Origin of the sequence: Streptomyces sp. NBC_00859, assembly GCF_045161865.1 — a bacterium.
In the GTDB taxonomy this organism is placed as follows: Bacteria; Actinomycetota; Actinomycetes; order Streptomycetales; family Streptomycetaceae; genus Streptomyces.
This window is the reverse complement of sequence record NZ_CP108826.1, coordinates 1,414,277-1,434,063: the sequence shown is the minus strand read 5'-3', so window position 1 is coordinate 1,434,063 and position 19,787 is coordinate 1,414,277. Positions and strand designations below refer to the sequence as shown.

At 71.4% G+C, this 19,787-nt stretch carries 20 protein-coding genes; 13 read left to right on the top strand and 7 right to left on the bottom strand.

Annotation, left to right across the window (positions count from 1 at the left end):
• Positions 1-5: 5 nt before the first annotated feature.
• Positions 6-1,073, bottom strand: coding sequence for a type III polyketide synthase (locus OG584_RS06045; protein WP_405775771.1), 1,068 nt, complete (start codon positions 1,071-1,073; stop codon positions 6-8).
• 389 nt (positions 1,074-1,462) lie between these two features.
• Between OG584_RS06045 and OG584_RS06040 the strand changes: the two genes are divergently transcribed.
• Complete coding sequence (locus OG584_RS06040) at positions 1,463-2,332, top strand: UbiA family prenyltransferase (RefSeq protein WP_405775769.1); 870 nt, start codon at positions 1,463-1,465, stop codon at positions 2,330-2,332.
• 18 nt (positions 2,333-2,350) lie between these two features.
• On the opposite strand, the gene OG584_RS06035 is transcribed toward OG584_RS06040, so the two are convergent.
• On the bottom strand, positions 2,351-3,496 hold the full coding sequence (locus tag OG584_RS06035; protein WP_405775767.1) for a D-alanyl-D-alanine carboxypeptidase family protein: 1,146 nt from the start codon (positions 3,494-3,496) through the stop codon (positions 2,351-2,353).
• Between the two features lie 404 nt (positions 3,497-3,900).
• On the opposite strand from OG584_RS06035, the gene OG584_RS06030 reads away from it, so the two are divergent.
• The gene (locus OG584_RS06030) at positions 3,901-4,386 is read left to right on the top strand and encodes a hypothetical protein (RefSeq protein ID WP_405775765.1); all 486 of its coding nucleotides are present in this window, start codon (positions 3,901-3,903) and stop codon (positions 4,384-4,386) included.
• Positions 4,387-4,451: 65 nt separating this feature from the next.
• Here OG584_RS06030 and OG584_RS06025 read toward each other — a convergent pair whose 3' ends face one another.
• Positions 4,452-4,811 carry a hypothetical protein gene (locus OG584_RS06025; RefSeq protein ID WP_405775763.1) on the bottom strand — a complete coding sequence of 120 codons (360 nt, stop codon included), beginning with the start codon at positions 4,809-4,811 and terminating at the stop codon, positions 4,452-4,454.
• A 547-nt stretch (positions 4,812-5,358) separates the two neighbouring features.
• Here OG584_RS06025 and OG584_RS06020 point away from each other — a divergent pair.
• The 7 genes from OG584_RS06020 (at position 5,359) to OG584_RS05990 (ending at position 11,312) form a co-directional block, all read left to right on the top strand.
• Positions 5,359-6,312, top strand: a complete 954-nt coding sequence (locus OG584_RS06020; protein ID WP_405775761.1) for an urea transporter — start codon at positions 5,359-5,361, stop codon at positions 6,310-6,312.
• A 4-nt stretch (positions 6,313-6,316) separates the two neighbouring features.
• Positions 6,317-6,622 carry an urease subunit gamma gene (locus tag OG584_RS06015; protein ID WP_405775759.1) on the top strand — a complete coding sequence of 102 codons (306 nt, stop codon included), beginning with the start codon at positions 6,317-6,319 and terminating at the stop codon, positions 6,620-6,622.
• 25 nt (positions 6,623-6,647) lie between these two features.
• The gene (locus OG584_RS06010) at positions 6,648-7,088 is read left to right on the top strand and encodes an urease subunit beta (RefSeq protein ID WP_405775757.1); all 441 of its coding nucleotides are present in this window, start codon (positions 6,648-6,650) and stop codon (positions 7,086-7,088) included.
• Complete coding sequence (ureC, locus tag OG584_RS06005; RefSeq protein ID WP_405775755.1) at positions 7,088-8,812, top strand: urease subunit alpha; 1,725 nt, start codon at positions 7,088-7,090, stop codon at positions 8,810-8,812. The genes OG584_RS06010 and ureC overlap by 1 nt, the downstream gene beginning before the upstream one ends.
• A 79-nt stretch (positions 8,813-8,891) precedes the next feature.
• On the top strand, positions 8,892-9,578 hold the full coding sequence (locus tag OG584_RS06000; RefSeq protein WP_405783901.1) for an urease accessory protein UreF: 687 nt from the start codon (positions 8,892-8,894) through the stop codon (positions 9,576-9,578).
• A 115-nt stretch (positions 9,579-9,693) separates the two neighbouring features.
• A complete protein-coding gene (gene ureG, locus OG584_RS05995) occupies positions 9,694-10,374 on the top strand; it encodes an urease accessory protein UreG (protein ID WP_405783899.1) in 681 nt (226 codons plus the stop codon).
• A gap of 59 nt (positions 10,375-10,433) precedes the next feature.
• Positions 10,434-11,312: an urease accessory protein UreD gene (locus OG584_RS05990; RefSeq protein WP_405783897.1), complete on the top strand. Its 879-nt coding sequence runs from the start codon at positions 10,434-10,436 to the stop codon at positions 11,310-11,312.
• 776 nt (positions 11,313-12,088) lie between these two features.
• On the opposite strand, the gene OG584_RS05985 is transcribed toward OG584_RS05990, so the two are convergent.
• The gene (locus OG584_RS05985) at positions 12,089-12,856 is read right to left on the bottom strand and encodes a DUF4157 domain-containing protein (protein ID WP_405775753.1); all 768 of its coding nucleotides are present in this window, start codon (positions 12,854-12,856) and stop codon (positions 12,089-12,091) included.
• Positions 12,857-13,461: 605 nt separating this feature from the next.
• Between OG584_RS05985 and OG584_RS05980 the strand changes: the two genes are divergently transcribed.
• The gene (locus tag OG584_RS05980; protein WP_405775751.1) at positions 13,462-14,166 is read left to right on the top strand and encodes a M24 family metallopeptidase; all 705 of its coding nucleotides are present in this window, start codon (positions 13,462-13,464) and stop codon (positions 14,164-14,166) included.
• Between the two features lie 170 nt (positions 14,167-14,336).
• Positions 14,337-14,918, top strand: a complete 582-nt coding sequence (locus OG584_RS05975) for a hypothetical protein (RefSeq protein WP_405775749.1) — start codon at positions 14,337-14,339, stop codon at positions 14,916-14,918.
• Positions 14,919-15,690: 772 nt separating this feature from the next.
• Here the strand turns inward: OG584_RS05975 and OG584_RS05970 are convergent.
• Complete coding sequence (locus OG584_RS05970; RefSeq protein ID WP_405775747.1) at positions 15,691-16,635, bottom strand: DMT family transporter; 945 nt, start codon at positions 16,633-16,635, stop codon at positions 15,691-15,693.
• Between the two features lie 65 nt (positions 16,636-16,700).
• Here OG584_RS05970 and OG584_RS05965 point away from each other — a divergent pair, with 65 nt between their 5' ends.
• A complete protein-coding gene (locus OG584_RS05965; RefSeq protein WP_405775745.1) occupies positions 16,701-17,645 on the top strand; it encodes a LysR family transcriptional regulator in 945 nt (314 codons plus the stop codon).
• 217 nt (positions 17,646-17,862) lie between these two features.
• Positions 17,863-17,985, top strand: coding sequence for a hypothetical protein (locus OG584_RS05960; protein WP_405775743.1), 123 nt, complete (start codon positions 17,863-17,865; stop codon positions 17,983-17,985).
• A 63-nt stretch (positions 17,986-18,048) separates the two neighbouring features.
• On the opposite strand, the gene OG584_RS05955 is transcribed toward OG584_RS05960, so the two are convergent.
• Both OG584_RS05955 and OG584_RS05950 read right to left on the bottom strand, forming a co-directional pair.
• The gene (locus OG584_RS05955) at positions 18,049-18,882 is read right to left on the bottom strand and encodes a class I SAM-dependent methyltransferase (protein WP_405775741.1); all 834 of its coding nucleotides are present in this window, start codon (positions 18,880-18,882) and stop codon (positions 18,049-18,051) included.
• Positions 18,883-18,931: 49 nt separating this feature from the next.
• Positions 18,932-19,669, bottom strand: coding sequence for a DUF4097 family beta strand repeat-containing protein (locus OG584_RS05950; RefSeq protein ID WP_405775739.1), 738 nt, complete (start codon positions 19,667-19,669; stop codon positions 18,932-18,934).
• Positions 19,670-19,787 lie beyond the last annotated feature (118 nt).

Below are 19,787 nucleotides of genomic sequence, written 5' to 3'. Positions count from 1 at the left end.
CCGACCTACCAGCGCAGCAGAACCAGTTCGCAGCAGAAACCAGGGCCCATCGCCAGCAGCAGCCCCGGTGTGCCCGGCTCGGGGGGATCCTCCGCCAGGGTGTCCCGCAGCACGTGGAGCACCGAGGACGACGACAGGTTGCCCGTGTCGGCGAGGTGGCGCCAGGTGACACCGAGCGCGCTGCCGGGCAGGCCGAGCGCTTCGGTGACGGCCTCCAGCACCTTGGGCCCGCCCGGGTGGCAGACCCACGCGGCCACATCCTTCGGCTTCAGCCCGTGATCACCGAGGAAACCCGTGACGTCCGCGGCGAGATGACGGCGGACCACATCGGGGACGGACGGGTCGAGCACCACCTGGAAGCCGGAGCTCCTGATGTTCCAGCCCATCACGTGGCCGGTGTCCGGATAGAGCCGGCTGCGGGTGTCCACGATGGTCGGCCCCGGCAGGTCCCGCTCCCCGGCGGCGTGGTCCGGGCCGCATGCCACGACCGCTGCGGCGCCGTCCCCGAAGAGCGCGGTGGCGATGAGATTGGCCATCGAACTGTCGTCGCGCTGAAAGGTGAGCGAGCACAACTCGACGGAGAGCAGCACCGCGACGTGGCCGGGGTGGCCCAGCAAATAGTCGTGCATCCGGGCCAGCCCCGCCGCGCCCCCGGCGCAGCCGAGTCCGAAGAGCGGCAGCCGCTTGACGTCCGGGCGCATTCCGAGGCGCCCCGCCAGGCGGGCGTCGACCGAGGGGGTGGCGATCCCGGTCACCGAAGTGAAGATCAGCAGGTCCACGTCCTCGGGGCGGAGCCCCGCCGCGTGCAGGGCGCCCCGGACCGCAGTGGTGCCGAGCTCCATCGCCCCGGTGATGAACGCGTCGTTGGCAGCTCCGAACCCGTCCAGCTTCTCGTACGCGTCGAGCGGCAGCGTCATGTGGCGGGAGCGGACCTGGGCGCTGTGGTGCAGCCGGTCGAGGACCCGCCGGTCGGTGCCTTCGGGCAGACAGACGCGCGCCACCATGTCGGTGATCTCGTGCTGGGCGTGGCGGTGCGGTGCCAGAACACCGTGGACGGCTGCGATCCGGGTCATATGTTCTCCCGCCTCGGGGGATGACGTGCCCTGCATTGCAGCATCCCTGCCCCCGGCGCGGCCCCCGACACCCTGGCCGCGCCGCCGGAGCCTCCCGCCGATTCGCCCGTACGCGCGGGGGACGCGCCCGCGCGGCGCGACCCGCCCGCGGGGCCGTGCCCACTGTCCCGCGCGCGTAAGCCGGTGACGCGGGGACACGGCTCAGGCGGTGTCCGTAAAGTCGCGCCTGGCGTGCGACGCCTGATACGCAGTCCCGCCGCACCGGGCGAAAGCCCGAGCACACCCAGTACGGAGGCTGCCGCCCGGCACACCGAGAGCACGCACCGGGCGCCGCGCACCCGCCCTCCGGGCAACGACGCGACGTTGCGGACACGGCCTAGGATCGCCGGGTGGGAACTCCCGAGCAGCCCCTGGCAGAGGTACCCGCGGGCCGTCCTGACGGTCTCGTGACCGGTCTTGCCGGGTCGTGCCACCCAGGTCCTGTCGTGGCGGTCACGGCCCTGCTCACCGCGCTCGCCGTGTCCGCGGGGCAGAGCCCGGCGCGGTGTGTGCTGACCGCCGGCGCCGTAGTCACCGGGCAGTTGTCCGTCGGCTGGTGCAACGACGCGGTCGACGCCCGCCGGGACACCGCGGCAGGCCGCGGCGGCAAGCCCGTCGCCGACGGCACGGTCACCCCACGGGCCGTGTGGACCGCCGCGTTCACGGCGCTGGCGCTCTGCGTACCGCTGTCCTTCGGCTGCGGCCCGTGGGCGGGCGCCGTCCATCTGACCGGGGTCGCCTGGGCCTGGGCGTACGATCTCCGGCTCAAGGCGACGGTGTGGTCCTGGCTTCCCTACGCGGTGGGCTTCGCCGCGCTGCCGGCCTTCGTGGCACTCGGGCTGCCGGGGCAGCCGGCGCCCACCTGGTGGATCGTCGTCGTGGGCGCACTGCTGGGGATCGGCGCCCACCTCGGTGACGTGCTGCCCGACATCCGCAGCGATCTCGAACTGGGTGTGCGCGGCGCGCCGCACCGGCTGGGACCCGACGGGGCGCGGCTGCTGCTCCCGGTCCCGCTGGTGGCGGCGTCGGCCGTCCTCGTGCTCGGGCCCGCGGGGCCGCCCGCCGGCTGGGCCCTGGCGGCACTCACCGCCGCGAGCGCGGCGGCCGTCGCGGGAACGCTGCTGGGGCGCCGCCGCGAGCGGGCAGCGTTCGCCGCCGCGGTCTGTGTCGCCGCGGTCGATGTGGCACTGCTGCTGTTCAGCGGCGCCGGCATCGTCTGAACCGGCCTGCGCCGCCGGTCAGCGCCGCATCCGCCGCCGCAGCAGCCAGAGCGAGGCGGAGAGCGAGACGAACAGGGCCCCGATGACCGCGACGCTCACCAGCGGTGAGGACTTCCTGATCACGGAGTGGTGGTCCGTCACGAGCGGCGCGCCCGGCGGCGCGTGCGCGGGTCCGGCGGCCGAATCCGCTGCGGCCGTCGTGACAGGGGGCCGGAGCGATCCGACGGGCCGCACCTTGCCGGCAGCGGCGAAGCCCCAGTCGAGGAGTGCGCGGGCGTCCTCGTAGACGGCGCCCTGAGGGTTCATCGCCGTCACGATCAGTGTGTGGCCCCCGCGGTGGGCGGCGGCGATGAGGGTGTTGCCCGCCTCGGTGGTGTAGCCGTTCTTGACCCCGATGAGTCCCGGGTACGGGCTGACGTCCTGAGTGCCCGACAGCAGACGGTTGGTGTTCTGGATCTCGTAGGGGGCGCCGGCCCGGCCGGACTTGTCCCGCCCACCGGGGAACTCCGCGACGCTCGTCGAGCAGTAGCGGGCGAACGCCGGGTCGGCCAGTCCGGTACGGCCGAAGACCGCGAGGTCGAAGGCCGACGAGTACTGGCCCGGTGTGTCGTAGCCGTCCGGGGACATGACATGGGTGTCCTTGGCCCCCAGCTGGACGGCCCGCTCGCGCATCTCGGCGGTGGTCTTCTGCCAGCCGCCGTTCATGGAGGCCAGCACATGGACCGCGTCCCCGCCCGAGCGGAGGAAGACCCCGCGCCACAGGTCGTCCACCCGGTAGGCGCGCCCCACGGTGACACCTACCTGGCTGCTTCCCTCACCGAGGCCGTCGAGATCCGCGCTGGTCACCGTGTGCAGCTGCTGCGAGGGCAGGTGAGGCAGCACGGTGAGGGCGAAGAGGGTCTTGAGCGTACTGGCCGGAGGGAGATGCCGGTGGGCGTCCTTGGACGCCAGCACGTCGCCTGTCGATGCGTCGGCGACCACCCAGGACAGGGCCGAGACCTGTTCCGGCAGGGCCGGGGCGGCTGCCCCCTGACCTGTCCTGCCGCCGAGTGGACGCGTGCCGGGCAGCGGGGCCAGCGCGGCGCTCGGGGCGATCGCGGTGACGCCGGCGGCCAGCACCACAGCTCCGGCGCAGAGGCTTCGTACGGCTGGTCTGAAGATCATTCAGTCACGTTAAAAAGACTGGACGTTGCCCGCATCTCAGGCGTCCCCGGAGGAGCCCGAACGGCCGACGCCCACCTGCCGCCGGCCCCGGCCCCGGCCGAGGGAGGTGCCACGCAGGCCGGAAAACGCCGGACCGGCCGGGACCAGGGCATGCTGGCCTGTCCGGCGCAATGTGACGACCCGTACGGGTGGCAGGGGTCGCCAGGCAGCGGTGGACCGGCCTACCGTTGCCCGGCAGTGGTGTGCGTTTCCCGCTGAGCGCCCTCGGCCGCGGCATACACATGTCCGTGCGCGTGTTCCTTCGCCGCGCAGCCCTGTTGGCCGCAGCCCGGTTGCCGCAGCGCCCTGTCGCAGCCCTGCTGCCTCGGTCCTGTACCCGCATCCTGTGTCCGGAGGTACCCCTCATGCGCTTGACGAGTATCGGGTCGGTCGCTCTGCTGAGCGCCGCGGTGCTGTCCCTGGCCGTCCCGGCCGCGACCGCACGTGACGGCAGCGGGGTCCCGTCCTTCGGGTTCACCGTGTCACCCGGATCGGTGGCCCCCGGCGGCAGGGTCACGCTCGGTGCCACCGGTTGCGGAGCGCCCGGTGTCAACGTCTCGTCCGGCGCGTTCCGCCCCGTCACCCTCCACCACGGACGATCCGCGACGGTTGTCGTCGACCCGGGAGCGAGGGCCGGAGCGAGGTACGACGTGACCTTCGCGTGCGAGGGCCGGAAGGGCACGGCCCCGCTGCTGCTCTCGGGAGCGCCGGACAAGCGCATCAGGGCGGTCCTGAGTGGTTCGCTCACCGATCTGGACACCACGGAACTGGTCGCCGGCGGCGTACTCATCGCGGCGGCTCTCGGCGGAGTCCTCCACCTGCGCCGCCGCGCCTCCCACGGCGCGTCCTGACCTGCCCGCCCCGCGCGGTGTGCCTCAGCGGCGGCACCCGGGGTGGGATGCCGCCGCTGTCCGGCTCAGTGGTTCCGGCAGTCCGCCTTGATCAGCTGCGCCGCGTAGCGCGCGTCCAGGGCCGGGCTGGTGAAGCTGTCCGGATGGGCGCACATACGGTCGCGCCCGGCGTCCGTGGTGCCCGCCCAGCTGAGCCGCACCGTCTGCTCGGTGAACGCGCGCCGGTCGTACGGAGGCGGATTCGTGTCGCCCTCCGTGCGGGGCTCGGACGGACGGCCGTCCGCTGCCGGGGGCTCCGACGGCTGGTCGGCTGTCGGGCGGGTGGCCGCCGGGTGGTGCACGGTGCTCGGGGTGATGGCCACTGCTGTGAGCGTGGCGCACAGCGCTGCCGTGGCGAGCGCGGTGCGGATCAGGGCGGAGTGCATGGCTGGACTCCTTCGGCTCGTCGAAGGCGGTGTCGGGGCGAGCCGCCCTGGAGTGGGCTGCGGTGACCCGCACACGGCCTTTGCGGCGACGGCGACGTCGGACTCTGTCGCGCCGATGGGGATGTCGCTCTGCCGGGGTGAACGTGGTGTGCGGGGCAGAGCCTGCCGAAGCCGTTCCAGCATGGCCGGAGGGCGACGCTCCCGCAACCCGATGAATTTACCGGGCCGAAACACCTGGTGAACAAGGCGTGCGGTGGCCCGTGCCAGGTTCGGTCAAATGACAGGTATGAAGCATTCAACAAAAGTTCAACCTCTTACCAAGACTTGCGGCCGGGCCGACAGGGGGCAGGTCGCAGCGGGCCGGGCGAGGACCGGGTCCCAACAGCGGGTATGTCATACCGTACCGCTCCAGGCACGCTCGGTGGCCGGTGTTCGCGACACCACTCCGCGGGCGCCGGGCGTACGGTTTTCAACAGAACGTTGATCTGGCACCGGCGCCGCACGTGGGAGGGCCCGGCGAACTCGCCATGTCCTCAAGGGAGTACGCATGTCTGCGGCGGAACAGACGGTGCAGACAAGGTGCCGGGTGTCCCTGCTGGTCGGTCAGATACACCTGCGGGGCATAGCCCAGGTGACACTCAGCGCGAACCCGTGGACCGGACTGCTGTTCACCGTCGCGCTGTTCGCCGGGGGATGGCGCACCGGCGTGTACGGGCTGCTCGGCGCGGGCGCGTCGACGGCGACCGCCGCCTTACTCGGCGCCGACCGGGGAAATCTCGTCAAGGGCTTGGAGGGCTACTGCGGTTGCCTGACCGCCATCGCCCTCCTGGTCAGCTTCGGCGCCTCGTGGCGCACCGTCGTTCTGGCGGTCGTCGGTTCGGCGGTCTGCTCGGTGCTGAGTGCGGCGGCTGGCCGCCTCTTCGGGCGTGTCGGGCTGCCGGTGCTGACTGCCCCGTACTGCCTGGTCGCCGGGGTCCTGGTGATCGCACTGCCGGCAGGCCCGGCCGTGTCCGGGAATCCGGTGCGGGCCGGCGGGTTCACCACGCTCACCGCCGAGCAGGCCGGCCGGGCCTTCTGCGCCAACATCGGCCAGGTCTTCTTCCTCGACACGTGGTACGCGGGCCTGATCCTGCTCGTCGGTCTCCTGGTCACCTCGCGGGCCGCCGCGGTCGCAGCGGCCGGTGCCAGTGCCCTCGCACTGCTGACCGCCTGCACGGCCGGGCTCCCGGCCGACCGGATCGCCGCCGGCCTCTACGGCTACAACGGGGTGCTCTGCGCCATCGCGCTGGCAGCCACCTTCCTCACACTCACCCCGTGGACCGCCGGCTACGCCGCGCTGGCCGTCGTGTCCTCGGTCCCCTTCACAGCCGCCTGGGAGGCGTTCACCCGGCCGTCCGGCGGGTCTCCCTTCACCTGGCCGTTCGTAGTGACGACCTGGCTCTTCCTCGCGGCGGGTCCAGCGCTGGGCCGGCCCGGCATCTCATCCGAGAAAGCAGAGTGACGCCATGAATCTCGCACCACGCGAAATCGACAAGCTCCACGTCTACGTAGTGGCGGACCTGGCCCGCCGGCGCAGGGCCAGGGGGACCAAGCTCAACTACAGCGAAGCCGCCGCGCTGATCACCGAGGCCGTCCTGGAGGCAGCCCGCGACGGCCACACCGTCGCCGAGTGCATGGAGCTGGGCCGCAAGATCGTCACCCAGGAGGACGTGATGCCCGGAGTACGCGAGATGCTCAGCGTCCTCCAGGTCGAGACGGCGTTCGTCGACGGGACGAAGCTGGTCACCTGCCACGACCCGATCAGCGCCTGAACCCTGAACCACCGAGGAGACAGAGATGTCGGGCGGAGCCCACTACCTCTACGGGGACGACCCCATAGAGATCAACGCCAACCGGGCCAAGATCAGGCTCACGGTCGCCAACACCGGCGACCGTGCCGTCCAGATCGGCTCCCACTACCACTTCTTCGAGATCAACCGCGCGCTGCGCTTCGACCGTGAAGCCGCGTTCGGCATGCGCCTGGACATCCCCTCCGGCACCGCCGTGCGGTTCGAGCCCGGCGACACCCGGGAGGTCGACCTGTGCGCCTACGCCGGTACCGGGCGGCTCGTCGGTTTCGCCGGCCTCGTCAACGGGGGCCTGTCCGCCCCGGACACCAAGCGCACCGCGCTGCGCCGTGCCGCGGAGCTGGGATTCACACACACCGGCAGCACGGCGGGGCCGGACAGTACGGGGAACACGCCCGGCACCGCGGGCACCGAGGGGACTCACAACTGATGGCGATCATCCCGCGCAAGCAGTACACGGACCTGTTCGGCCCCACGGTGGGGGACCGCTTCCACCTCGCCGACACCAACCTGGTGGTCGAGGTCGAGTACGACCACAACGCAGGTTCCTACGGCGAAGAGGCCGTATACGGAGGCGGTAAGGCCATCCGTGACGGCATGGCCCAGGACCCGTCCGCCCTCAACCGCGAGGGCGCCCTCGACCTGGTCATCACCAATGTCGTGGTCATGGACCCGGTACTCGGCATCGTCAAGGGCGACATCGGCGTCCGCGGCGGCCTGATCGTCGGGGTCGGCAAGGCAGGCAACCCCCAGCTGCAGAGCGGCGTGGACCCCAAGCTGGTCATCGGACCCGGTACCGAGGTGATCTCGGGCGAGCACCTGATCGCCACGGCCGGCGGCGTCGACACCCACATCCACTTCATCGCGCCGCAGCAGGCCCAGGAGGGCCTGTCCAACGGCATCACCACCTTCTTCGGCGGCGGCACCGGCCCCACCGACGGGACCAACGGCACGACCTGTACCCCCGGCCCGTGGAACATCCACCGGATGCTGGAGGCCGTGGAGGACCTGCCGGTCAACGTGGGGCTGCTCGGCAAGGGCAACGGCAGTCAACCGGAGGCCCTGCGTGAGCAGATCGAGGCCGGCGCCGCAGGACTGAAGGTGCACGAGGACTGGGGCGCGACACCGGCCACCATCGACACCGCCCTGCGCGTCGCCGACGAGTACGACGTCCAGATGGCCATTCACACCGACACCCTCAACGAGGGCGGTTTCTTCGAGGACACCCTGTCCGCGATCGACGGCCGGACCATCCACACCTTCCACACCGAGGGAGCGGGCGGCGGCCACGCCCCCGACATCATCCGGGTCTCGGGCGAGGCCAACGTCCTGCCCGCATCGACCAACCCCACACTGCCGTACACGGTCAACGCGGTCGACGAACTGCTCGACATGGTGATGGTCTGCCACCACCTGTCCCGCGACATCCCCGAGGACGTGTCGTTCGCCGACAGCCGGGTGCGAGCCGAGACGATCGCCGCCGAGACCGTGCTGCACGACCTCGGGGTGATCAGCATCTTCTCCTCCGACTCCCAGGCCATGGGACGCGTCGGCGAGTCGTTCGTCCGCGCCTTCCAGACCGCGCACCACTGCAAGGAGCTGCGTGGCCCGCTGGCGGAGGACAGCTCCCGCAACGACAACGCACGCGTGCTGCGGTACCTGGCCAAGCTGACCATCAATCCCGCCATCGCGGTCGGCGCCTCCGACGTGATCGGGTCCCTGGAGCCGGGCAAGCTCGCCGACATCGTGTTGTGGCCGATGCACTCCTTCGGCGCCAAGCCCAAGCTGGTCATCAAGGGCGGCATGGTCAACTGGGCGCTGATGGGCGACCCCAACGCGTCCCTGCCGACGCCGCAGCCCGTCTACTACCGCCCCATGTTCGGCTCGTACGGCCGGGCCAAGCAGCGGACGTCGGTCACCTTCATGTCGCAGGCGTCCATCGCGGCGGGCGTCCCCGGCGAACTCGGTCTGCAGCGGCGGACCGAGCCCGTGCAGCGCTGCCGGACCATCGGCAAGCAGCACATGGTGCGCAACGACGCGCTGCCGCGCATCGAGGTGGACCCGGAGACGTACAAGGTCACTGTCGACGGCGAACCCGCCACGATCGAACCGGCCGAGCGGCTCCCGCTCAACCACCTCTTCTACATCGTCTGACCGCCCCCGGCGGTCGTCGACGGCCGGATCACCGCGGACCACCCCCTCGCGCGAACGGAGCCCCGGCGTGAACGACCCGATGCCCACAGCCGCGCTGCTGACCGGGCTCCAGCTCACCGACTCGGCCTTCCCCAGCGGCTATTACACCCTCTCCCACGGCCTGGAGGGCTTCCAGCAGGCCCGCGCGGTGACCCCGCGCAGCCTGCCGGGCCTCCTCCACGATCTCCTGCGCCACAGCGCCGGGCCGTCCGACGCCACCGCGCTCGCGCTCGCCCACCGCGCGGTCACCGCCGGCGACTGGGCCGAGCTGACGGCGGTCGAACAGCGGCTGCACGCCACCAAACTGGGCCGTGAGGCCAGGCAGGCGAGTGTCCGTACCGGCCGTCAACTGCTGGACCTGGCGGCGGAGGTGTACGGAACCCCGCAGATCGAGCAGTACCGCAGCCTCTACCGGGACGGCGCCGTGCGCGGCTGCCAGCCGGTCGTCGCCGCAGCCGTCCACGCGGGCAACGCGGTGCCCGTACGGCAGGCGGTCACCTGCGAACTGTTCGCCTTCGCGGCCAGTTTCGTGGGTGCCGCCCTGCGGCTGCGCCTGACCGACCACCGCCAGGCGCAGGTGGTACTGCACCGGGCGGCTCGGGTGATCGAGGAGACCGCCGAAGCCGCCCTGGAGCGGGAACTGGCCGACATCGGCGGCTTCGCCCCGGTGGCCGACATCATGGCCGGCCGCCATGAGCGGGCGGAGGCGCGGCTGTTCGCCAGTTAGGCGCAGTGCCCCGGACGGCTTCCGGCCCGTGCGGAGGCACCGGACCAGGGCAGCACCGCGTGCCACCCCCCGCGAGAAGACACCACACCAGAGAAGGATCACCATGCACGACCCCATGCAGGCCAGGCACCACCACAGCCACGACGACGAACTCCTGCGGCGCCCGAAGGACGGTGTACTGCGCGTAGGAATCGCAGGCCCGGTCGGCTCGGGCAAGACGGCCCTGATCGAGGCGCTCGTACCCATACTGTTCGCGCGCGGCCGCACCCCCGCAGTCATCACCAACGACATCTTCACCACCGAGGACGCGGCCCACGTCCGGCGGACCCTGGACGGCATCCTCGACGCGGACCGGATCGTCGGCGTGGAGACCGGAGCCTGCCCGCACACCGCGGTCCGCGACGACCCGACGATGAACCAGGCGGCGGCCGACGAGCTCCTGGAGCGCCACCCCGACATTGACACGCTGCTCTTCGAGAGCGGCGGCGACAACCTGACACTCACCTTCAGCCCCGCGCTGGTCGATCTCTTCCTGTTCGTGCTGGACACGGCCGAGGGCGACAAGATGCCGCGCAAGCGGGGCCCCGGCATCACCGAGTGCGAACTGCTCGTCATCAACAAGGTCGACATCGCCCAGTACGTGCGCTGCGATCTGGAGGTCATGGAGTCGGACGCGCGCCGTGTCCGCGAGGGACGGCCCGTGGTGCTGACCAACTCCCTGACGGGCGAAGGCCTCGACACCATCGCCGATTTCATCCTGGCCCACGAAGCCGCCCGGGAGGCGGCTTCCGCGTGACCACGGCGCCCGCGCGGCTGGACCCCGCGCACTACGAACCCCGGCGGACTCCGGCCCGGATGCTCGGCCTCGCCGGCCCGCCGGACACGCTGGCCGCCGGGCGCCCCGGCAAGGTCGGTCTGCTCGAACTGCGGTACGCGCGCGTCGGCGACCGTACCGAACTCGTCGACCGCTACCAGAAGTCTCCGCTGCAGATCATGCGGCCGCTGTACATCGACCCGCACCGGCCGGACCTGCCCGTGACCTATCTGATGTCGACCGGAGGCGGCATCCTGCAGGCCGACCGGAACCGGATCGACATCGACTGCGGTCCCGGCTCGGCCGTGCACCTGACGACGCAGGCCGCGACGAAGGTGCACCGCATGGAGTTCGACCATGCGACCCAGATCATCAACCTGTCGGCGGGGGAGGGGAGTTACGTCGAGTATCTGCCCGACCCGCTGATCCCGTACCGGGACGCGCGCTTCTACCAGCACACCCGCGTGACGGCCGACCCGACAGCGACCGTACTGCTGGGGGAGACGATCGCGGCCGGACGCCTGGCACGCGGCGAACGGCACGCCTACCGGATGCTCTTCAGCGATCTGGAGGTCCAGCGCCCCGACGGCTCGCTCCTGGCAGCCGACACCGTACGGCTGGAACCGCAGGGCCCCGGCGGGGTCACCGGTCCCGCGGTATTCGCCGGCCACGACCTGATGGCCTCGCTGTACGCGTTCACACCCCTGGCCCCCGCGGCCAGGGTCGCCGACGTCCTGCACGAGGCCCTGCTGGCCACCGGGCTCGTGTTCGGGGTGAGCATCCTCCCCGACGAGGCGGGCGCGTGGGTCCGCGTCATGGGCAGCGATTCCCCCGCCGTGACCCGCGCGCTGCGGGCCGCGTGGGACGCCGTGCGCCGCCTGCTGATCGGGGTGCCGGCTCCGGATCTGCGCAAGACCTGACGGGCGGCCGCGCCACCCGGCCGACAGGGACCGGCCTGCGACCCGGCTCCCGGACCGCGGGCACGGTACGTCCGGGCTCCGGCAACGCCGGTGCCACCGGCCCTGATGCGTGATGCGCGTGCGCACATTCACGCATCACGGCACCTGCTGCTGCTCGATGCCGTCCGGCTTCGCGACGCCGGGGCCGCCGAAGGCCGCACATCGGGCGGACTGATGCCGCCACGGCGAAGGCTCCGACCCGGGGGGTGGTCGGAGCCTTCTGCGTCCTGAATCGGCGGTTTGGGGACACGCCGAACGCGCCTTGAGTTTCACACCCTGTCACGCCACGGGTCAAGCGGCCGTGGTCCGGCGGCTGATGCTGACCGAGAACAGCGCGTGCACCGCAGCGATGTGCCGGCAGTGTCGCCACGCGGCGCCACCGGACTCCGTAGCCGAGGCCGTGGGCTCAGGATGCGCCGGCCGCGCGTCATGGCTGCGTCCCGGGCGTCCGGTCGACGAGTTCGAGCACCCTGAGCGTCACGGACGGCAGAGCGGCCGGCCCTCCTCGCTGCCACAGCCCCGGGGTACTTCGCGGCGATGGAGATCACCACCAGCGTTCCGGTGACCCGAACTCTCGGAGACACCGGTGTGCGTGGTGAACTCCGTCGGCTGCCTTCCGCCGCCGACCTGGTCCCGGCTAGCAGCGTGGCCCGGAGCCGGTGTGTTCGCGTCGGGAGCCGCCCCGCCCGCTCCCTCGCTCCTGGCCCACCACGGTGGAGCGTGCCGAAGTTGCCGGTCTACGAGTCGTTGTCGCTGTCCGGGGCGCGCTCCGTGGCGTGCCGGGCGCGCTGCACGGCGTCCACGTCGCCGACCGCCGCACCGTACTCCTGAGCTCCGCTGCGCGCGGGGGCGCGCTGCACTTCGGGGAGCGGGGCGCTCATCGCACGCGTCGCGTTGGCCTCGGCCTCCCGCTCGAACCGGTCACCGGGGTCGCTGACCCGCACCCCGCCAGGCCCGACCGTGCCGTCCACCGGGCCCTTGCTCTGCTGGATCACATGCGTCAGCTCGTGCGCGAGAGTGTGGTCGTCGCCGCCGCCAGGGCCGAGGACCACATCGTTGCCCGAGGTCCACGCCCTGGCGCCCAACTCGGACGCGGAGCGCTGAGCCACCGTGTCGGTGTGCACCCGGACACTGGAGAAGTCGGCGCCCAGCCTGCTCTCCATCTCCTCCCGCTTGGCAGGTTCCAGGGGACGGCCCGGCGAACGCAGGGCTTCGTCGACCGACGACCGCTGTACGGGGGGCTGGTGGCCGCACCCCGCACCGTGACGGTGCTGCTCCTGTTCCTGCTCATCGCGCAGTGTCTGGACGACCGCGGCGTTCCCGGCCGTCTGCTGCAACGCGGCCAGTGCCTGGGGGGACCGCAGCCCGAGCGGAGAGACACCGGGTGCGCCCTCGCGGGCCGGCCGTCCGGGCCGAGGCAGCGCGGCGCGATCGAGTCCAGGGACCACGGACTTCTCGTCGAACGGCATGCGGGTCGCCCTCTCCATCTGGTCGGTCGTGACCACCCAACCACCCGGGAGGGCATTCGTGCGGCCAACAGCCAATGTGTGCCTGCCCGGTCACGACCTCTACCCGCGAAGACCCCGGGACATGCCCGGAAGCCCGCGGCGCAAGGCGGTTGGCCCGCGCGGCTCCTCCCGCCACGGCCCGGCGGGCGGCCGGACCGCCCCCGGGGGTCGCAGCCGCGCGGAGCGCCGGGATCACCGGCCGCAACGGTGCGGCTCCGCGACGATGCTGCTCTTCAGTGATCGTGCCATATCCGCGGGCGAGGCGGGAGTGACGGGGGAGGGCCGCTGTATCCGCCGGGTCGGCAGGGCGCGCAGGTCCTTGGGCGCCAGCACATTCACATATGCCAGGGATTGCGTCTGATGGGCAGGCATCCACCAGTCGTTTTACGCCAAGGGCTTGGCAGATGCAGTATGGGGCGGACGGCCCTCCCCCCACAGGTGCGGAGGCGGCGACGGCGTGCGTGAGCGGTTCACCAACCAGCTGCGCGCAGACCCGGACTCTTTGAGCGTGGGACGAACGCATCGGGCCTGCGCGGTCAGTCGTACTACGAGGGACGCTCGTCATCGTGCGCGCGGCCCGTGAGAGGCAGAGGAACAGCACCATGGCGACACCTGATCGGATGGACGAACAACTGCGTGCGCTCGGCCTGGTGGAGGCGCAGCGCAAGGCTGTGGCCCTCTTCGCGGAGGTCGAGGCGCGGGGCCTGGTCGCTCCCGGAGCGGGTGAGCGGGAGGTCAGCGACCGGGTCCGGGACCTCGCGAACGAGATGTTCGGGACGACGAAGCACTGGCACAAGCGGATCGTCCGGTCCGGCCCGCACACGATGTTCCCCTACCAGGACAACCCCCCGGACCGGGTGATCGGGGAGGACGATGTCGCGTTCGCCGACTTCGGCCCGATCTTCGAGGAGTACGAGGCGGACTTCGGGCGCACCTTCGTCTTCGGGAGCGACCCCCGGAAGCACCGGCTGCGCGACGACCTGGCAACGGTGTTCGCGGCAGGCCGGGACGCGTTCCGGGCGGACACGGACATCACCGGGAAGCAGCTGTACGCGGAGGTGGAGCGGCTGGCCGCCGAAGCGGGCTGGTCACTGGGCGGCTGGCACGCAGGTCACCTCGTCGGTGAGTTCCCGCACGAGACGATCGAGGGGGCCAGGACGGAGTCGTACATCACGCCCGACAACGACACCCCGCTGCGCCGGACCGACCGGGCCGGGTGGCGCTGCCACTGGATTCTGGAGATCCACCTGCTCGACGAGCCCCATGGCTTCGGTGGCTTCTACGAGCAACTCCTCGACCTGGCCTGAATCGGACACCGCCCGCCCGCCCGGCCTGCGGGGAGCCCCGCGCGGCTCCCCGCAGGTCCGTCCAGGGCAGGGCGCCGCCGGCGGCCCAGTGGCTCTCCGCAGGCCGGTCCCGTCCCATCGCGTGCCCAAAACCCTTGAGGAGCAGGTGGGTTGGGAATGATTTCCCACCGTTGCGCACCGGTGGCCTGCTCGCCACCGGTACCACGGCCGTACTCGTCGCCGGACTGCGTCCTGCCCCGGACGCCCAGGCCGTACCCGGCCCCACGACCTCCTTCGCGGGCGCCACTCCGGCCGCTCTTCCCACCGGTTCCGGCAGGGGGACGGCGACAGCGCTCGGCGGCCTCGGCGTCGGCGGGAAAGCCGACCTCCTCGCCACGGTGAAGGGTGTCAACACGCCGACCACCTCCCTCGGTGACGACAGGGGCGGCTCCGCACCCGCCACTTCCCATACCGCCGACACGGGCACCCTTCCGACCACCGTGGCGCTCCGCGGCCTCAACGGCGGCGGCAGGCCGGACGTCGCTGTCGGGCATACCGACCGCGCGGCGGTCCAGAAGACCGTGCGCAGGCAGCGACACCGTCCGGCGCACGTACTTCCCCAGGCTGCTCGCCATCGTCATCGCCGTGTGTCTGGCCACGCTGATCTCCCCGTACCCGCCGCGACGCGCGAACGGCGGCAGGCCTGGCTGGGCCCGCGCGGGGCCGAACGGGCGGCGGTGCGGGCGCTGCGCCGCAGGCCGCCGGGCGGGTGATCCGGATGCTTCTCCGGGCGTTCGGGTGCGGGCGCCCGCGGAGACGTCCGGACGCGAGGACGCGTAACCCCACGTGCAGCCCGGAAGAGGCCGGGGCGCGCCCAGAACGAGCGACCCCGGCCGGCGTACCGAGCACGCAGCGGATATCGCTCCCTGCCGGGTAACCCTGCCTGCCGCGGCAGGCAGCACCGGTCCTGACTCCTGGGTCAAGAACGTGTCCGGAGGCGGGACCATCGCCGCGCGCCCTCCGTCATCGCGTCACACGCACCCAGGCGGGCCCCATCACGTCGGACATCTGCTCTACTTGGACAACGCGCGCACGCCCCGTGGCCGAACGTCGTCATTCACAGCTGAAGCCGGGCAGAACGCGCCGCCCACACCTTGCCGGACCGCAAATGCCATGCTGCGTGTCCGGCCAGACAGGATGGATCGCCTTGACCACCGCTCCCGACCGCCGCACCCCCACAGCAAGTTCAGGTACGCGCCCGGCTCCCGCAGCCCAGCCGCAGCATCACAACCTGTTCGTCGAACCGAGCTTCAGCACCGAGCCGCCCCCGTTCGACGATGAGGATGAGGAGCTTCCGCCTCATTCGGTGTCCCCGTCCGCCGCCGCGCCTCGAAGGCCCCGTCGTCACTGACGTGGCGTCGCTGACGCGGCCCGCCCGGTCCTTTCGGGACCGGCAGGCGTGATCGAGGCCTGGCGCGACCGAGGACTTGCCTGTGGAGGGGACCGCGAGAGGCATCAGTCCTGGCCCGAGCCGGTCATGCACGGTCAGATACCGGCAGGCGCCGTCGCCCGGGACGAGGGCTCGGTGTCGTCGGCGGTGCGGTGGACACGCTCGATGTTCTGTCCCCAGTACGTTCCGGCGACCATGAGCGCCGCGCCGAGGCCGGCTACGGCGGTGAACTTCTCGCCGCCGATGCCGATACCGGCCAGGAGCGCCCAGACCGGTTCGGTTCCCAGCAGCAGACTGGCCCGGCCGGCGGAACTCTTCTGCACCGCCCAGGTCTGGGCGAGGAAGGCGAACACGCTGCAGAAAAGGGCCAGATAAACGAGTCGGCCCCAGTCCGTGCCATCGATCCGTGCCGTCATCGGCAGGCTGCTCACGGCCGGTACGGCGAACAGCGCGGTACCGACAGCCGTCTGGACGGCCGTCAGCTGCAACGGACGGACAGTGCGTCCCTTGGTGAGCCGCCCCACGAGCGCGACATGCGCTGCACGCACCACCGCGGCGGCGAGCATCAGCAGATCGCCGCTCCCGGGAGCGTGGAAGCCGCTGCCGGACATGAGCAGTGTGACGGCCAGCAGGCATACACCCGTGGCGGCGAAGAAGCGCGGGGGCAGGCGCCTGCTGCTGCCTGCTGTGCGGTCCAGCAGCGGGGTGAGCACGATGGTGAGGCTGATGATCAGGCCGGCGTTGGCCGCGCTGGTGTGCGCGACGCCGTATGTCTCAAGAACCAGGACCGCCGCCTGTGTGATCCCCAGCAGCCCACCGACGCGTGTCTCGTCCCGCGTGCAGCGCCTGTCCCGGCGGCGGGACGCGATGAGTGCGAGGCACGCGATCGCGGAGATCGCATACCGCGCGAACAGCACCAACAGGACCGGCAGGGTGTGGGTGGCGGACTTCGCGGCCAGGTAGCTGGAGCCCCAGACGATGGCAACGAGGAGAAGCACTGCGTCAGTGCGGCGGGTGGCGAACACCCCCCAAAGCTGCATTGCTTCCACTCTGAAGCCAAGGGCGAGGTTCTTCACCAACCATGAAGCATCGCTACATTGAGGCGATGAACGAACGACAGCTGCAGATCCTGCGGGAGCTGGGCGAGCTGGGCAGTGTCACCGCGACCGCCGACGCGCTGCTGATGACGCCCTCCGCGGTCTCCCAGCAGCTTCGGCTGCTGCAACGTCCGATCCCGGTCCCACTCACCGAACGTGATGGACGTCGGCTGGTGCTCACCGATGCCGGGCGGGCCCTCGCCGGGGCGGCGATCGAGGTGGAGACCGCGCTGGCCAGGGCGCGGCACACCGTCGACGCGTTCGTCGACCAGTCGGACGCAAGGGTGTCGGTGGCGGCCTTCCACAGCGCGGCCGCCGCGTTCTTCCCCCTGCTGCTGAGCCAGGAAGGCCCCGGCCGTCCGCGGCTCTCGCTCGCCGACGAGGATGTCGCGCAGGACCATTTCCCTGCACTGACCCGGGACTACGACCTCGTCATCGCCCACCGTCTCGACCAGGCACCGCAGTGGCCGGCTACGGTCACCGCCGGCACGCTGCTGCGAGAACCGATCGACATCGCCCTTCCCGTGGAGCACGCGCTGGCCGCGAGACGACGGCTCACCCCGCGAGATGTCGCGGATCAGCCCTGGATCACCGTTCACGACGGGTTCCCGCTGATGACCACCATCGACGCGATCGCGACCGCTGCCGGCCGACCGCTCAACATCGTCCATCGCATCAATGAATTCTCGGTGGTCGCCGAAGCAGTGGCCGCCGGAGGCGGTCTGGCCCTGATGCCGCGCTGGACCACACGTCCGCACCCGGCGCTGACCCTCAGACCGCTCAGCGGCGTGCGCACCCGACGCCATATCGATGTGCTCCACCGCCCCGAACGTGCGGCACGCCGCGCCGTGCGGACGGTGATCACAGACCTGCACCGTGCGGCCGCGACGGTCCGGAACCGGGACGCCGGCGCGGGGCCGGACACGGGTGTGACCCGCGCGGGTGAGGCCTGAAGGGGCGATGTCGTTCTCCGCACCTTTGCCGCCCGCCACCGGGCCCGGTGTTCCCTGCTCGCGACCGGGTGCCTGGGTGCGCCGTGCCCAGGCACCTCCTGCCCTGGTCGGGGCCCTTCGCCACTGCCCGGACTCATGCCCATCCGACTGAGCCGGTCCGAGCGCGGGGCGCTGTGCTCCACCAGGAGCACTCCGTTCCCACCAGGAGGAACACACCATGTCGCAGACCGGCACCGATACCGCTGCGCGCGCGGCAGATGCCTTCGCCTACGCCACTGCCCAGCCTCCGGAGGCCGACGTGAGCGAAATCGTCGTACGCCCCGCTGTGAGCGTCCAGTGACTGCCCGAGGACCTGAGCGACAGCCGTCGAACGCCTCCCGTTTTCATGAGGCCGGCCCGCGAGTCACCCGGACTCCGGCAATGCTCCTGCTCGGGCTGTTCCGCCGGCGAGCAGCGCCAGGTGCGGCAGCGCGAGCAGGCCGTCGGGGCCGGTGAACTCTGCGCCGAGGAGATCGAAATGCCGTTTGATCTCCACCCTGGTTTCGGATGGTTGGGCGGCGATGAGGTGGCCCGTGAAGCCGACGCCCGCCGCCGCGCCGTGCCACCATCCCTGCGCGGATGTCCGATGGTTCCAGGCGATGGCCCGACAGGAGGGCCCGGAGAGTCCGGTGGCCAGCATCAGGTCCACAAGCCCCTGCTCAGTGCGGGGGAAATCGGTCTCGGGCGCCAGAACCGGCCGGTGTGCGGGGCGCGGCACCCCGGCGGCCTCCGTCGCCCGTCCCAGGAGAGCCTGCCCGGCCCCGGCGGGCACGGACCATACCGTCACCGCGATCCGGCCGCCCGGCCGGGTCACCCGGCCCAACTCGCGCAGCGCACGCGCCGGCCGGCCGACATGGTCCAGTACGAAGTTGGCGGTCACCGCATCGAAGGCACCGTCAGCGAAGGGCAGAACGGGCAGCCCGGCGACAGCGACATCGGCCAGTGGCACGGCTGCCGCGGTGAACTCCGCCATCCCCGGGTCGGCATCAACAGCGGTGACCCGGGCACCCCTCGCACATGCCGCGGCCGCGACGTTGCCCGACCCTGTGCCCACATCCAGCAGACGGACGCCGGGTCCGGCCCCGACGGCATCCAGCAGATCCTCGATCGGATACGCGCATACGGCGGCGAAGGACTCCGCGTACGCGGCCGCCTGCCCCGACCAGATGGCACTCGCACGCTCATCGAACTCGGTCACGACGACACCAGCCCTCCTCGGACCGAGCACAGCACCACACCGAACCCCCTCAGCCGGCCGGCTTGACCGTCAAGTCACCGTTCGTTGTCGAGAGGTCCAGACGGTACTCGCCCGACGGGTCGTTCTTGAGTGCCACCTGCGTATCGCCGTGGGAGTCGTTCGCCGAGATCCGGTACGCCGCGGGCGGCGCCGTGACAGTGAGGCTGCCGCTGGTCGAGCGGGCCCTGATGTTCTGCGGGGCGGCCGTCCGGATCGTCACCTCGCCGTTCGAGGTCTGCGTGTCGATGTCCCCGCCCTTGGCGTCCTTGACGTCCACGTCGCCGTTGGACGTGCGCAGCTTCACCGCGCCCGTCGCGTTCGTCACCGCGATCGCGCCGTTGCTCGTGTGGACGTCGACCGTGCCGACATCGGTCAGCGTCAGGCTGCCGTTGGACGCGCCGCCGGCCACCGGAAGGCCGGCCGGTACGCGGACCATGTAGTCGACGCCGCAGTTCCTGCCGCAGCCGGAGAGCACCAGGACGCCGTTTCTGACGCTGAACGACGTGCCACTCGGCTTGTCCCCACGGTAGTTGACCTTGCGGTGCACGGAGATCGTGGACGTGTCCGCCGAAGAATCCACCCTCACGCCGCCGTTCGCGCTGTCGAGGCGGACCGAGGTGACCTTCTGGGGCACCTTGGCGTCGTCCTCGAAGGACTTCTGCCCGGGAGCCGAGCATGCGGAGAGGCCCCCGGCCGCCAGAGCGGCCAAAGCCCCTGCTGCCAGGGTGCGCGTCCTTCGGTTTCGCATGAACATTCCCCCGTATGGCGTGAGTTGCATCGATCCTGGCCCGCTGTGATCCTACGCAGCCGGAGCCCCGCCCACCCGGGAGACCTCCTGAAACGACCCCTTCGGGGGCAGAGAACGA